General features: G+C 38.3%; 12 protein-coding genes. 4 read left to right on the top strand and 8 right to left on the bottom strand.

Features of this window, described 5'->3' with window-relative positions:
* Positions 1-155: 155 nt before the first annotated feature.
* From HHL20_RS11970 to HHL20_RS11935, 8 genes are all read right to left on the bottom strand, one after another.
* Complete coding sequence (locus HHL20_RS11970; RefSeq protein ID WP_228463182.1) at positions 156-2,528, bottom strand: T9SS type B sorting domain-containing protein; 2,373 nt, start codon at positions 2,526-2,528, stop codon at positions 156-158.
* Positions 2,529-2,609: 81 nt separating this feature from the next.
* On the bottom strand, positions 2,610-4,679 hold the full coding sequence (locus tag HHL20_RS11965; RefSeq protein WP_169231425.1) for a T9SS type B sorting domain-containing protein: 2,070 nt from the start codon (positions 4,677-4,679) through the stop codon (positions 2,610-2,612).
* A gap of 33 nt (positions 4,680-4,712) precedes the next feature.
* The gene (locus tag HHL20_RS11960) at positions 4,713-5,330 is read right to left on the bottom strand and encodes a hypothetical protein (protein ID WP_169231424.1); all 618 of its coding nucleotides are present in this window, start codon (positions 5,328-5,330) and stop codon (positions 4,713-4,715) included.
* A gap of 89 nt (positions 5,331-5,419) precedes the next feature.
* Positions 5,420-6,655, bottom strand: a complete 1,236-nt coding sequence (locus tag HHL20_RS11955; protein WP_169231423.1) for an MFS transporter — start codon at positions 6,653-6,655, stop codon at positions 5,420-5,422.
* A gap of 94 nt (positions 6,656-6,749) precedes the next feature.
* Positions 6,750-7,115 (bottom strand): hypothetical protein, encoded by a 366-nt coding sequence (locus HHL20_RS11950; RefSeq protein ID WP_169231422.1) that lies wholly within the window; start codon positions 7,113-7,115, stop codon positions 6,750-6,752.
* A gap of 69 nt (positions 7,116-7,184) precedes the next feature.
* Entirely contained in the window at positions 7,185-8,684 is a 1,500-nt protein-coding gene (locus tag HHL20_RS11945; RefSeq protein WP_169231421.1) for a GH3 auxin-responsive promoter family protein, read from the bottom strand.
* Positions 8,685-8,811: 127 nt separating this feature from the next.
* Positions 8,812-9,054, bottom strand: a complete 243-nt coding sequence (locus tag HHL20_RS11940; RefSeq protein ID WP_169231420.1) for a hypothetical protein — start codon at positions 9,052-9,054, stop codon at positions 8,812-8,814.
* A gap of 191 nt (positions 9,055-9,245) precedes the next feature.
* Complete coding sequence (locus tag HHL20_RS11935; RefSeq protein ID WP_169231419.1) at positions 9,246-9,638, bottom strand: hypothetical protein; 393 nt, start codon at positions 9,636-9,638, stop codon at positions 9,246-9,248.
* A gap of 241 nt (positions 9,639-9,879) precedes the next feature.
* Here HHL20_RS11935 and mfd point away from each other — a divergent pair, with 241 nt between their 5' ends.
* The 4 genes from mfd (at position 9,880) to HHL20_RS11915 (ending at position 15,720) form a co-directional block, all read left to right on the top strand.
* Entirely contained in the window at positions 9,880-13,248 is a 3,369-nt protein-coding gene (gene mfd, locus HHL20_RS11930) for a transcription-repair coupling factor (RefSeq protein ID WP_169231418.1), read from the top strand.
* 89 nt (positions 13,249-13,337) lie between these two features.
* Entirely contained in the window at positions 13,338-14,153 is an 816-nt protein-coding gene (locus HHL20_RS11925; RefSeq protein WP_169231417.1) for a hypothetical protein, read from the top strand.
* 7 nt (positions 14,154-14,160) lie between these two features.
* Positions 14,161-14,973, top strand: a complete 813-nt coding sequence (locus tag HHL20_RS11920) for a hypothetical protein (RefSeq protein ID WP_169231416.1) — start codon at positions 14,161-14,163, stop codon at positions 14,971-14,973.
* Between the two features lie 3 nt (positions 14,974-14,976).
* A complete protein-coding gene (locus HHL20_RS11915) occupies positions 14,977-15,720 on the top strand; it encodes a hypothetical protein (protein ID WP_169231415.1) in 744 nt (247 codons plus the stop codon).
* Positions 15,721-15,779 lie beyond the last annotated feature (59 nt).

Genomic DNA, 15,779 nt, shown 5'->3' with positions numbered 1-15,779 from the left:
GATAGTTTTTTTGAAAAGCAATTAAAAAATAGTATTCAACAATTTATGAACACAACATTGTTAAAATATAATGAGAGTGAGGTTTTGTGTTGATGTGCATAAAAAAATCACCCCTTAACAGAGGTGATTTAAGTGCTTGAAAATTAATTTATTAATTATTCAATATTTTTTACCAATACCCATCCGCTGTACTTGGTTTCGGTATTGTTTTTATCGTTTTCGGTCCATGTAATCGTGTACCAGTAAGTTCCGGTTACGATTTTCTTACCGTTGGAAGTTCCATCCCAGGTGTAGTTTCTGATCTTATCGGCACGGTAAAGCATGTTTCCGTATCTGTCATATACTGTGAATACAACATTTTTCTTATAAGACAATGCTGAATAGTCTATATAATCATTTTTGTTGTCTCCGTTTGGAGTGATCGCATTAAGCAGATTCGGAACCGTTACCTGAACGCTGATCGGATTACAATCGTAGGAATCCTTCACATATACCTTGTTTTCACCTCTCGGAAGTCCTGTGAATACATTTGAGTCCTGCCAGTTAACACCGTCAAGTGAGTATTGGTAAGGCCCTTTTCCTCCGTTTACAGTTACCGTGAATGAATCGTTTGTGATTTCGATATTGGTAATTACCGGTTGTGCGGACGCATTTACTTTTACCGGCTGCAATGTCCAGCATTTTCCTGTTTTCAGTTTAACCCAATAAGCACCAGCTGTTACATTTGAAATAGATTGTGTAGTAGCTCCTGTACTCCATTCGTAACCATCAAATCCAGGTCCTGCATCTAAAGTAGTCTTATCTTCAATACAGATAATCTTGTCCTTAAGCACGCTTGATGTTACCGGAGGTAAAACTTTAAGATTCACTTTAGCAATAGCAAAACAGCCGTTTGCGTTGGTTACGGTAGTATATATCGTTGTAGTTGTTGATATATAATTAGAAGGGTTTGCAATCGGGTTAACGCCGGCCAATGCATCAGCCTGTGTTTTAAAATACGCTTTTACAACCCCTGTCTGGGAGGTTACATTTGCCTGAGTAAGATCAAAAGATGCTGTATTGACTGCTGTTTCAATAAAACAAGATTCTAATGTTGCTTCCGTTACTGTTACAACCGGAAGGTATTGTAAAGAAATCTCTGACTGTCCGGTACATCCATCTGCATTTCTTACCTGTACATAAATTGTCTTAGGAGCTGCAGAGGTATAGTTTCCAGGATTTGTAATTTCATTGGTACCGGCATTCAGATCTGCCTGACTCAGATAATATTTTTTGGTAACATTTCCCGGAGGATATACGTTTGCTGCAGTAAGATCAAAAAGAGCCGTTCCTGCATTATTATTATTACAAGCTTTAAGTGTAACGTTTACTGCCGGAAGCGGAGCAAAAAACTGCAGTGAAATCTGTGCGCTTCCATAACATCCCTGATCTGTACTGATCTTTACATAAATGATTTTCGGGGCTGTAGATGAATACGCGGCAGGATTGGTAATTTCATTGGTCCCTGCATTCATATCCGCCAAAGTAGGATAGTATTTTTTGGTAACACCGGTTGTCGGTCCATATACAACTGCCGTTGTCAGATTAAAGACACCTGTACCTGAATTATTATAGTTACATGTAGTGAGTGTAGCATTATTGGTAACGATATTTCCGGGAACAAATTTAATTGAACCGGTCTGGGTACAGCTGTTGATAGGGTTATTCGGATTCGCCGGATCCTGATAATGAATGCTGTAATAATAAATAGTCGTACCGTTTATCGTAATTGGTGTCGTGATCGGGTTGGCTCCGGTAATAGCATCATTTAAATTGTAATGATAAGTAACCTGGAAGTTTGGATTCCCGTTAATGATCCCGGCACTAAGAGTACTGAAATCAAATGTTGTAGGAAGCTGACATTGTACAATTTCGTTAGGTCCGTTCGGTGTTGCGCTTGGAGTACCAGGCGGAACAAAAGGATTTGGTGTTAAATTGGGATCTGTAAAAGGAGATGCAAGAGTTGCAGTTCCTCCCCATTGTAAAGCAAAACCTGTGGTATTTGATGAGAAGTTATCTACAATAAGATAGTACGTCTCGCCAGGTAGAACGTCCATGTATTTTACAAAACGATCTGAAGGGTTACCTAAGTTATCGGTGCCTGCGCCTTCGGATGTATCCAGAGAAGTCATGTTAAGTCCTGTAGGCCCTCCGCCTGCAGAAAAGGAACATCTTACCGGTAATCCCAGTGCTCCGCACTGTACATTAGGTCCATAAACAGCCCAATCATAATCTGTACTTGTACCTGTAGCATTGGGATTGATTACGAAAGTGAGCGTGCCTCCCGTTGCAATGGTAAATTTGTACCATACGGAAAAATGTTCAGTTGAAAGACATCCTCCCAGCGGGCTTTCCTGTGTAACGCCATGTCCGCTTGGTGTATATGACTGGCCTGAATTTCCACAAACCGCAATGGCGGTAACACAGTCAGACTGTGAAAAGATCATTTGTGAGAAAAATAAAACAGTCAGTAATAGTACTTTCTTCATTAGAAATGATTTTTATATTTATTTAGATTTCATGTGAAAAAAACCGCTTGAGAAAGCGGTTTTTCTTCGTTATTTATTACTTTATTCTCTATTTTTCACCATTACCCATCCTGAGAATTTAAATGGTGTATTTTTCTTGTCATTTTCGTTCCATGTTACAGTATACCAATAGGTTCCGGTAGATACTTTCTTGCCGCCCGTGGTTCCGTCCCACTTGTATCCGTTAGACTTATCGGCTTGTGCTACTTTTACACCATATCTGTCGAAGATGCTGAGTATTAAGTTTTGCTTACCTGCCAATGCCGAATAATCAATCACATCATTAACACCGTCTCCGTTCGGAGTAATCACATTAACAAGATTAGGAACAACTACACTAATTGTAATAGGGTCACAGTCATATCCGTCCTTTACATATATTGAATTATCTCCTCTCGGAACATTGGTGAAAATGTTTGAATCCTGCCAGTTGATACCATCAAGAGAATATTTATAAGGGGCAGTTCCGCCTATAGCATTCACGGTAACAGTATTATTGGCAATATCGACATTAGAGATAACCGGCTGTTCGGAAGGATAAACTTTTACGGTTTGTTTTGTAACACAGTCTCCTGTTTTAAGCTCCACCCAATAGGTACCCACAGTAACATTATTAATTGTCTGCGTTGTGGCTCCGGTACTCCATTTGTATCCTGCGAATCCAGGTCCTGCATCCAGCGTTGTGGTGTCTTCTATACAAATGATCTTATCATCAAGCGTATTAGAATATACAGGTGGTAATACGATAAGGTTTACTTTCGCAACAGCATAACAACCGTTTGCGTCTGTTACTTTTATAAACACTACTCCGGTTGGAGAAATGTATGTGCTTGGGTTGGCAATCTGGTTGGTTCCTGCAACGGCATCAGCTAAAGAAGGGTAATATGTTTTAACTCCGGTTTGCGTAGTTACAGGGGCTACAGTAAGGTTGAAAGAAGCAGTAGCAGGATTTGTTTCAATGAAACAAGATCTAAGCGTTGCTTCTGTTACCGTTACTACCGGGAAGAAAGTTAATGTAATCTTTGCGGTCGCTTTACACCCAAATGGTGAAGTAAGCAATACATAGACATCACCTCCTGCAGAAACGTACTGATATGGATTGGTAATTTCATTAGTACCTGCATTAAGATCCTGCAATGTAGGATAATACTTTCTGGTAACCGCAGGATCACCGTTCACATTTGCTGTAGTGAGGTCAAAAACAGCAGTTCCCTGGTTGTTATTGTTACACTTCGTTAATGTTATATTGGTTCCTGTAATCGCTTTTTGTATAAATTTAAATTTTCCGGGAATTCTACACCTGTTGATTGCAGTAGCCGGAGCACCAGGCTCCGTATAGGTAATTGCATAATAATAAGTGTCTGTTGTATTTACCGTAATAGGTGTTGTGATCGGATTATTTCCTGAGATCGCATCATTTTGGTTATAATAATACGATACGTTAAAGTTAGGATTGTTATTCACGATACCTGCAGTAAGGGTTGTAAAATTAAATACAGCAGGATTTGAACATACTACAACTTCTCTCGGAGAGTTAGCTGTAGGTCCCGGAGTTCCAGGTTCTATAAAAGGATACGGCTGAAATGCACTGTTGAATGGCGAAACAAGCGTAGCGCTTCCTCCCCAAGATAATACGAAACCGTTCGCACTTGATGAGAAATTATCTACAAGGAGATAATAGGTTTGTCCTGCAACTACATTCATGCTTGAGCAAAATGCCGAGCCCCCTGCGCCAGATGAAGTATTGGTTGCGGTTGTATTAAGACCGGTAGGTCCGTCATCTGCAGAATAATTACATCTGATAGGCGCTCCTAAACTTCCACAACTCACGTTTGGTCCGTATACAGCCCAGTCGTAATCGTCTGTAAAATTATTTGGGTTAATCACAAAAGTTAATGTACCTGAAGTGGCAATGGTAAAGGTGTACCAGATGGAAAAGTGTTCAACGCCGAGACAGCCGCCCAGGGTTTCCATTACACTACCAGGCCCAGTAGGCGTGAAGGATATTGGAGTATTTCCACAGACCTGCACATTTCCGCCGCAATCTGAACTGGACTGGGCGAAAAAGCTCTGGGAAATTAAAATTAAAAAAATATATAGAGCTTTTTTCATTTTTTAGTTGTTTTAAAGTTTTTAATCCGAAGATTAATTCATAGATGGAATCAGCTGTCTGCCCCAGCTTGGTGCAGAAGAAGACGTGCTTTTCGTTTCAAGTCCCGTCAATGCCTTTTTAAACAACTTTTCAGCACTTTCTTTATTACCGGACATTTCCGCTAATTTAGCCTTAAGAATAGCTAATCTTGGATTTTCTGGTGTTACGGCTTCAGCTTTAGCGATCATTTGCGAAGCAATATCCATGTTACTTTTAACATCTTTTGCTCCCTTAATCTGAGCTTTCTGAAGTGCAATCAGGCCGAACAAAATATCACTTTCGGCATTGTTGCTCTTAGAATCAGAGAGACCGCCTTTTGCATATTTTCCGGCAAGGGCGCTCACATTTGAAACGTCTGCAGATGGTGTTTTCTTAAGCTGTAATTCTGCTTTCAGATACGCAGAAAGAGCGGCATAATAATACGCCTCCCACTTTTCCGAGGGTTTCGAGGAAGTGAACGTTGAAAACTTTTGGAAAATGGTTTCGTACTCACTTTCTGTTTTAGCGGTGTTTACCTGTGCAACAGTCTGTTTGAAGTCTTTTTCACTGTAAGTTTGTGCCTGTAAGCAAAAGCCTACTACACAAAAACAAATTAATAGAGTTTTTTTCATGTAGGGGAATTTTATATTACAAATATAAAAAATTATTAATTTTAAATTAAAGTTTTTGAAATAAATTTAACAAATTGATCTTTATTGTTTTAATATTGCATTTTTCTCAATTTTGAGTTCGTTGCTCCTATCGTTAAAGCAACCAGTACTGTGAGGGTACCTCCCACCACTACAGAGCGCACGACTCCTAATAATTTAGCCATAAGCCCGCTTTCAAACTGTCCCATTTCATTACTTGACATTATGAAAATGGAATTAACGCTCAATACCCTTCCTCTAATGTTATCCGGAGTTTTCAGCTGTACAATGGTACCCCTGATGACTACGGAAATACCATCCAGCATTCCGCTCATCATTAAAAACAGGAACGAAAGCCAATACAATCGCGACAATCCGAAGCCAATAATACAAAGCCCGAATCCTGTAACCACCGAGAGCAGGATTTTACCCTGATTCTTTCTCAGCGGTACGATCGACAGAACGGTAATGATGCACATAGACCCTATGTCTGAAGCTGCATTAAGTAATCCGAAGCCTTCCGCGCCTACTTTGAGGATATCGGTAGCATACACCGGAATCATCGCAACGGCACCTCCGAAGAGTACAGCAAACATATCAAGACAAAGAGCTCCGAGAATTTCTTTTGTTTTTAATATATAGGAAATTCCTTCTCGCATACTTTCTATAACGTTGATATTCTCTTTTTTGTATTCGGAATGCTGTTTATTTAACTGAAAAAAAAATAAAGAGGCACAAAAGATCAGTGCAATAATCACAATTAATGTCCATTTTACCCCAAAGTATCCGATGAGAAATCCTCCTGCCGCATGCCCGCAAACAGAGGAAATAAGAAATGTGGCCTGATTTAAAGTGACGGCATTGGGAAGATTGTCTTTTTTTACAATTTTAGGAATCATGGAAGGAACAATCGGGCCGATAAATGCTCTTGCAATACCTGTAAAAAATATTACCCCATAGATAAAATAAGTAATCTGATGTCCCGTAAAATGCATTTCTACATTAAAGAAAGCGGGAATCAGCAGTAACCCGATCAGAAAGATGTAAGCATAATTGCAGATCAGTAATAATCTTTTCTTTTCATTCATGTCGATCACATGGCCGGCATACAATGCACAGCTCACCGCAGGAATGACTTCCGAGAGGCCGATAAGTCCGATTGAAAAAGGATCTTTTGTCAGCTGATACACCCACCATCCCAGTAAAGTGGCAAGCATTCTGAAGGCAAGAACAATAAAAAATCTTCCCGTAAGAAGATTCCTGAACTCGACATTTTGCAATGTCTGTAACGGGGTAAACGAAATCATCCCACAAAAATAGCCTCAAATATTGATTTAAGGCTATGCATATGATAATTTTTTAAATGAAAAATTAGATGACTCCTAAAAGATAAAATCTATTTTAGTTGTCGGCACGGGAAGCACTGATTACTAATGCTGCAACACCGGCGGCTCCTATTATAGAAGCTCCTATAACGGTTTTTGCTTTTCTGCTGTCTCTCACTGCTGCTACATTAGCCTTAGGTATCGTTACAACTGTACTGTCTTTTTTACCGGCTGTTCCTATGATATTGTCTCCTTCTACGTTACGGAATAATATTTTTTGATTTTCGGAACCGTCTCTCATCATTACAGTATACACTCTGCCTGCTTCAAGATTAGAATAATCATTTTTAGCAGTATCCATACTGTATTTTGTGGTTGCACAGGATGAAATTACAAATAACGATGTCAATAAAGATGATTTTAAAAGTACAGATGCTTTCATTATTATTTTTTAGTTTTCCAAATTTATAATTTTTTTCGAATATATGTTTCTGGAATTGAAAAAATGTGCTTAAAGTTTATAAATTTTCAATGAATTTGCAATTTTTCTGTCATTGGCAAGCCTCGGTATTTTATTTTGCCCGCCCAGCTTTCCCTGTGATTTTGCATATTCCTGAAAAGCGTTTTTCTTTAGCTGGGTAATATGAAGTTTCTGCAGAATATTTCCCGAAATAAGATCATCATAATACGAATTGCGTTTTCTAAGCTGATCGTCCAGCTCATTGCGGAACATCTGCAGGTTTTCAGGTTCTTTTTCAAATTCGATAAACCATTCGTGATAAGGAAGGCCTTCTTCAGGATTCACTTGTGGGGCGAGATGAAATTCGGTAATCTGCGCAGGATATTTTTCTACGGCAGCTTTCAGAGCTTCTTCCACTTCAAAAGCTATCACATGTTCGCCGAAGGCAGAAGTAAAGTGTTTGGTTCTTCCGCTTACCAGGATTCTGTGCGGATTTTTATCAATAAATCTTACGACATCACCAATCGAATAAGCCCACAATCCCGAATTCGTTGTTAAAATTAATGCATAATCTTTATTAATTTCAATATCTTTTAATGTTAATCTTTTCGCATTCGGCTTTCCGTATTCTTCAAGGGGGACAAATTCATAGAATATTCCGTGATTTGTTAACAATAATAGGCCTTCTTTTGTATAATCATCCTGAAATGCAAAAAAGCCTTCCGATGCAGGAAAAGTCTGTACAATATCCACCTGTCCGCCGAGAAGTTCTTCCATTTTGTCGCGGTAGGGTTCATAATTGACGCCTCCGGTTACGATGAGCTGCAGATTAGGAAAAATTTGGGTGATTTTTTTACCGTGCTTTTCAACGAGCTTTTCAAAATACATAATCAGCCATGGCGGGATTCCGGAAATAAGGGTCATGTTTTCTTTTTCCGTCTCTTCTACGATTTTATCTACCTTAGCTTCCCAGTCTTCCATAATATTGGTATCCCAGCTTGGAAGCCTGTTTTTTTGTAAATATTTGGGGATATGGTGGGCTACAATGCCCGAAAGGCGGCCGGTATTGATCCCGAAAACCTCCTCAAGCTCAGGACTTCCCTGAAGAAAGATCATTTTGCCGTTTACAAAATCCGCATTATTCTTTTTTGAAATATAATGGAAAAGAGCGCTTTGTGCACCTTTTACCTGAAACGGCATTCCTTCCTTTGAAATAGGAATGTATTTTGATCCTGAGGTTGTTCCCGATGTTTTTGCGAAATATTCAGGAATATCTGTCCAGAGAATATTGGCCTGTCCTTTTTTTACCCTTTCGATATAAGGTTTAAGGTCTTCGTAATCTGAAATTTTCACTTTATTCTGAAAATCCTTTACGGACCTGATATTTTCAAAATCGTGTTCTCTTCCGAAAAGTGTTTTTTTAGCGGTATCCACCAGAGAAAGTAATAATTTCTCCTGGTTGTTTTCAGCGTTTTTTTTGAATTCTTCAGTGTTGCGGACATGTTTTTTTGCCCAGAGCAATGCTATTTTTTTCTTGAGGAATTGTAACATTCTTCAAATTTATAAATAACTGAAGAATCTTAGAAACTTTATCGGCAATATCCAATAAAAAAACCGATGAATGAGTGATCATCGGTTCTCGAAATTTGATTATGAAAATAACAACTATTGTTGAGTATTACTTGTTTTCTTTATACCTTTTATCAGGCGTGCCGTCTTTCTTTAGATTTTTGTTTTCCTTGTACCGTTTATCGGGGGTACCGTCTTTCTTCATTTTTGCGGCAGGTGCGGCTTCAGGTTTTGCAGCTTGCGCTGTTTTTGCTGTTTGCTGATGTTTGGAGCCCGCTGCCGGAACGGTTTGCTGGGCGCTTGCAAGCCCAAGTCCAAGCATAATTGACATGGCAGACAATAACTTTTTCATAAGATTTTTTTTCTTTGTTTGTTGAATCAAAGGTAGCCAAATTTCTGTCTGAGAAATCTTATTTTTGAAACTTAACTAAAGTTTATCACTGCTTAAAAAAAGATTAAATAATCAGAGATAAAGTCTTGATAAAAAAAACCTGCTTTCCTCATAAAGAAAAGCAGGTCCTAACATAATGTATGAAAAGTTGGTTATCGCGTGCAGTTAGCCGTCCACGATTTACCGTCTTTTAAATATAAAATTCTAAGTTCGTTATTATCGATTCTGATATAAGATGTTGCAGTAGATCCTACCATAACCAAAGTATTATCTCCCTGTTGGTTAAATTCAACACCGTTAAGATCCGGAATACCGTTTGAAAAGGCGAAGTTGTACTTTGTTCCGCTCGCGATTTTTGTTACGAATACACTTCCGTCGTTTGAGCTGATGTTGTTGTCTCCATCTGTATAGCCTACGCTACCTCTGTATGTTCCTGCAAAAAAATCGTTGTTGGCAGGGTCATCGTCGTCGCTGCACGATGTGATTGTCGTGACTACAAAAAATAGTAAAGCGAACATTCCTAAAATTCTGATTGCTTTTTTCATAATAATATTTCTTTAATTTTTGGTAGTCTAAAATTTTCAAACAATGTGCCATTTGGAAAATGGAGTGGCTTTTTAACTTTTTATTTAAGTTTTTAGTAAAAAATTAAGATTATAGATTGTTTTTATGTTTTTTTATAAAAAATGGAAGTGGTTTTGGAATGAAAATTAGTAGTACCTTTGTAAGGAATAAACGGTTTCGGAAAACTCCCGAAATCGCTTTTGTCGTTTATAAAGAATTTATATGCAGTTAAAAACCATTAGTGAAAAATTTCTTCCGGAATTGCTTCAAAAAGAATTCGGAAAGGAAATTTTTATTCAGCTGGAAAACCATCAACATATATCCGTAAAAGGCAGTGCCGGATCTGCTGTTTCTATTTTTGCAGCAGAACTTTTTCTCACCCGCAAAAAGCATATCCTTTATATTATTGATGATAAGGAAGAAGCACTGTATGCCAATACGGAAATGGAAGATCTTTTGGGAAAAGATAAAGTATTATACTTTCCCGCAACTCATCTGGAGCCTTATCAGGTGGAAAAAACTCAAAATGCCAATCTGGTTTTAAGAACGGAAGCCATCAATAAGATCACATCAGGAAAATCTCCGAAAGTGATTGTGGCATATGCAGGTGCTTTGTCTGAGAAGGTTTTGAAAAAGGAAGATTTTAAAGCGATTTCCCACCATATTAAAGTTGGAGATCAGCTTGATTTTGATTTTGTGGATGAGCTTCTTAACCATTACAACTTTCAACAGGCCGATTTTGTTTCTGAGCCGGGAGAATTTTCCGTAAGAGGAGGAATTGTGGATGTTTTTTCTTTCTCCAATGAAAAACCTTACCGTATTACTTTTTTCGGCAACGAGGTTGAAAGCATAAGAACTTTCGATATAGAATCGCAGCTTTCTATAGATAAAGTTAATGACTTTCAGTTGGTTTCCAATATGAATTTCACCGTTACCGGAAGCCGGGTTTCTCTTCTTCAGCTCTTGCCGAAGGAAAGTATGGTCGTCTCTAAAAACGGAATTATCGGCATGCAGAAACTGAAAACGTTCTATGAAAAAGCTTTGGAAAAATATGATACTTTAAATAAAGACATTGCCCACAGAGCTCCACAGGAACTTTTCATCTCCGATCAGGAATTTTTATTCGATTATAAAAAGTTTAAGACCATAGACTTCGGAAGTGTTCCTATGGAGGGTCTTATTGAGCTTCAGGAGGTCAGAACAGACCAGATTCCCCAACCATCTTTTCATAAAAACTTTGAACTGCTGATCGAAGACCTTGAAGAAAAACAGAATGACGGTTTTGATACCTGGATCTCTTTTTCCGGAGAAAAGCAGAAAGAAAGACTCGAATCTATATTTGAAGAACTTGAACATGAGCTTCCTTTTAAAAGCTTTAAATCTGAACTTCACGAAGGATTTGTAGATCATGACCATAAATTGCTTGTGTACACGGATCATCAGATTTTTGACCGCTATCAGCGCTACAAGGCAAAGAATACATTTGCAAAATCAGAACAGCTTACCCTGAAAGATTTGATGTCTCTGAAAATCGGAGATTACATTGCCCATATCGATCATGGTATCGGAAAGTTCATGGGACTTGTAAAAGTTAATAACGACGATAAAATTCAGGAATGTTTTAAACTTACTTATAAAAACGGGGATTTGCTGTATGTAAGCATTCACTCACTCCATAAAATTTCAAAATACAATGGCCCGGAAGGTCGGGAAGTGGTTTTAAGCAAACTTGGTTCACCAAGCTGGAAATCTTTAAAACAAAAGACAAAAGCAAAAGTAAAGCAGATTGCTTTTGACCTTATAAAATTGTATGCCCAACGTAAAACCGCAAAAGGTTTTGCCTACAGTCCGGATTCGTACTTACAAAATGAGTTGGAAGCAAGCTTCCTGTATGAAGATACACCGGATCAGGAGAAGGCAACTATTGATGTGAAAAAAGATATGGAAGCCGATACGGTGATGGACAGGCTGGTTTGCGGAGATGTTGGTTTCGGAAAAACGGAAGTGGCAATCAGGGCTGCTTTTAAAGCGGCAACCGATGGCAAACAGGTGGCCGTGCTGGTTCCAACTACAATTCTCGCTTTTCAGCACTACAGAAGTTTTAAAGAAAGACTTAAAGATTTTCCGGTAAATGTTTCGTATATCAACCGTTTCCGAACTGCCAAGCAAAAGTCTGAAACGATGGAAGCCCTTAAAAACGGTAAAGTAGATATCGTTATCGGAACCCATCAGCTGGCGGGAACCTCCGTTAAATTTAAAGATCTTGGTTTATTGATTATTGATGAAGAGCATAAATTCGGGGTTTCTGTAAAAGATAAATTAAAAACCCTTAAAAGTAATGTTGATACGCTTACGCTTACTGCAACGCCGATTCCAAGAACGTTACAGTTTTCTTTAATGGCTGCGCGGGATTTATCGGTGATTAAAACGCCACCACCCAACAGACAGCCCGTGGAAACACAATTGGTTGGATTCAATGAGGAGGTCATTCGTGATGCCGTTTCGTACGAACTTCAGCGTGACGGCCAGGTCTATTTTATCAACAACAGAATTGAAAATCTGAAAGATATTGCCGGGTTAATACAACGTCTTGTGCCGGATGCGAGAGTTATCACCGGCCACGGACAGATGGAAGGGAAACAGCTGGAGAAAAATGTACTTGATTTTATGGAAGGAAAATATGATGTTCTGGTTTCTACAACCATTATAGAAAGTGGGGTAGATGTTCCGAATGCCAATACCATTTTTATTAACGATGCGCAGCGATTCGGAATGGCAGATCTTCACCAGATGAGAGGAAGAGTAGGACGTAGCAACAGAAAAGCGTTCTGTTACCTGATTACACCGCCTTATGATATGATGACTTCTGATGCAAGAAAGCGACTGGAAGCTATTGAGCAGTTTTCTGATCTGGGAAGCGGTTTCCAGATTGCCATGAAAGATCTTGAAATTCGTGGTGCGGGAGATTTACTGGGCGCTGAGCAAAGTGGCTTTATTAATGAAATGGGATTTGAGACGTATCAGAAACTGATGCAGGAAGCACTCGAAGAACTGAAAGATGACCAGGAGTTTGAAAATTTATTCGAAAATGAGGAAGAAAGAAACAAGCTCTTTAAAACAACGAAAGATATTAATATTGATACAGATCTTGAACTGATGCTGCCGGATTCATACATCTCGAATACGGAGGAAAGATTACTGCTCTATCAGAAACTTGCTGAAATCGATAATGAGAAAGATCTTGAGAAGTTTGAATCTGAATTGAAAGACCGTTTCGGAAGCCTGCCGGAAGAAGCTATAAATTTATTGAAAAGCGTAAGCTTAAAATGGCTCGCCTCAGAAATAGGTTTCGAAAAAATTGTTATGAAAAACGGAGTATTTCTGGGATATTTTCCGGGAAATCCTCAGGATAAATTTTATCAGACAAATAAATTCAGGCATATTATTAATTATCTTACCCAAAATCCGGCGCAGGCACAGCTTAAGGAAAAAACCGGAAAAGAAGGCAATCAGCTGATGATGCGGAAAGATAAGGTAGGCAATGTAGATGAGGTAAATGCTCTACTGAAATCAATGCTGAAAACCGATTAGTTGATGCACTCTTTATGTTTTAATTTCATGTAATATAAATTTTAATAAAATTATATCAACTCGGTGTGATTTTTTATATATTTGTCTTTATGAAAAAAACTAAACACAAATGTATGGCCGGATTGTTGTTTTCAGTGATATTAAATGCACAGGTTGGGATTAGTACAAAATCTCCAAATTCTGTGCTTGATGTTAACGGAACAACTTCCCTAAGAAAAGAATTGAGAGTTGGCGGTAATTCTTCGCAGGTAGGCAGCGCCGGGCTTAATGGTCAGGTTTTAGTTTCCCAGGGTGAAGGTTTGCCTCCTGTGTGGAAATCTTTGAACGTATCCTTTGTGGAAGAGGGACAGTACAAGCTTATAAACTCATATTTGTCGTCAGATCAGGTTGGCATCGCAAGCCTTTCTACAGGTGTTGCAGCGGATGGTATTTATCAAAGTAATATCGGTGATGATATTACTGATTTAACTAAAGGAAAATGGGTGAAAATTGCTGCTCTTGAAAATAATTTTGTTATTAAAAACAGTAAAAACAAGCTTAATTATCAATTTCAGACAGGAGTTGAAATAAAAGCACCATCCGCAACATCCTCACAAAGTATCACCTTTACATGCGGTGTTTTCAGGAACGGAAAACTTGTGGCAGTGAGACCCGATAAAATTTCCTCGAATAATAATTCTGAAAAGCTGGGCCTGCAGGATTATATTTTTACGCTTAATTATACCGAGCAGAATGTGCCCGCAGGCAATCAGAAAATAGAAGTGGCGTGTCGTAAAATAGATTCGTCCAGTCTGAATTCTGAATTTACCATCGGCAGAAATATATCAAACAGCAATACCATTTCCAATGCATTTATTTTAGAATCTGTTTTTAAGGTAGATGTTATTGAATTTGTAACCTACTAATATCATTATGAAAAAATTATTAATATTATTATTATCTGCAATAAAATTATCGATATGTGCACAGATAGGGATTAATACAAAAACGCCCAAATCGATCCTTGATGTAAATGGAGATATGAATCTCAGAGGAAAATTGTCCGTACCAAATGCAGCCAATAATCAGTTGACTACAGGAGTCAATGATCAGATTCTTGTTTCACAGGGTGAAGGGTATCCTCCGATCTGGAAAACGTTGCGTATTCCTGATTATGAGCAGAATAAGTTTTACCTTATTTTCAGTAATTCTTTTTCTGATAGAACGGGAGTAAAATTCACTTCGTCAGAAGAATCTACAAATGGAGCGTCTATATCAACTTCACTTGTAAAGAATACTAATATAAGTGCATTAAATCTATTTAGAAAAATTTCATCATTATCACAGCCGTTTACTTTATACAGCGCTACGAGCAAAATGTACTTTCAGTTCGAAACAGTAGTACAGGCAGATTTTCCCAGCAACGGAAATCCCGATATTTCCATAGATTATGCATGCGGAATTTTTGTTGATGATAAACTGGTTAATTTAAGACAAAGAAATATTAAGGCCAGCTCGGCAACGAATACATTTATTACGCACAACCAGATCGGAATTGCAGAAAACCTTTCAAAAGGGAATCATACGGTAAGCGTGGCCTGTGCAAGACTAAAATCGTATAACTCTTCGGCTACACTTGGGATAGGAATCAACGTGGCTACAAATATTGACAGCTTTATTACCCAGTCCTCTCTTAAGGTAGATGCTTATGAAGTTCCTGAAGTGTTTAATCCAGTAACTAATTAAATTATGAGAAAAATATTTACTATTGTATTATCAGTAATTTCAATCTGCTCCTGTGCGCAGGTGGGTATCAATATAGCCAATCCCGTAGGAACTCTGGATGTTAACGGAGATCTCAATATCCGAAAAGAATTCAGGATAGGAGGAACAAATACCGTAAAGGGAGATGCCGGTGCTGTAGGAACAATATTCCATAACAGTTCCGATCTTTCCGTAAACGACTGGAAAAACATAAAGGTTGCAGATGGGCAGGGCAGTATGTCTATTTTCTATATCAGTACATTAACGGATCAGACCGGGGCGACATTTAGCGGATCCAATGGATCGACAACACCATACGTGGAAAACTCTGTAATTAACAATACATGGACAGTATTGTCAGGAACGCAGGATACTTTTTCAATAAGTAAACCTACCAATAAAGTTGTATTTACGTTTCAAACGACTGCACAAAAAACGGGAAACGGAAATTCTTCATCAGGATTTGCGTGCGGAATTTTCCTGGATGATGTACTAAAGGCAGTGAGAACAGATGTTATAATCGGTACAGACGGATCTTATAAAATCTTTAATCTTAATGCAACACTTACAGATGTTGTCCCTAAAAATAATTATTCAGTAAAGGTAGCCTGTACGAAAAGAAATCTAAATTCAGGAACACTGGGAATAGGAATACCTTCTAATACAACGTATCTTAATAATGCAATGGCTCAATCTGTATTTACCACATCAGTGCTGCAACCTTATTAGTTGAAAGTTTATCTAATTTCTAAAATTACCTCTTCTTTATGCATATTTAAATATATTTA

It is taken from the genome of Chryseobacterium cheonjiense, assembly GCF_012927265.1.
Classification (GTDB): Bacteria; Bacteroidota; Bacteroidia; order Flavobacteriales; family Weeksellaceae; genus Chryseobacterium; species Chryseobacterium cheonjiense.
The sequence above is the reverse complement of the archived record's forward strand: the minus strand, read 5'-3'. Positions and strand labels throughout refer to the sequence as shown.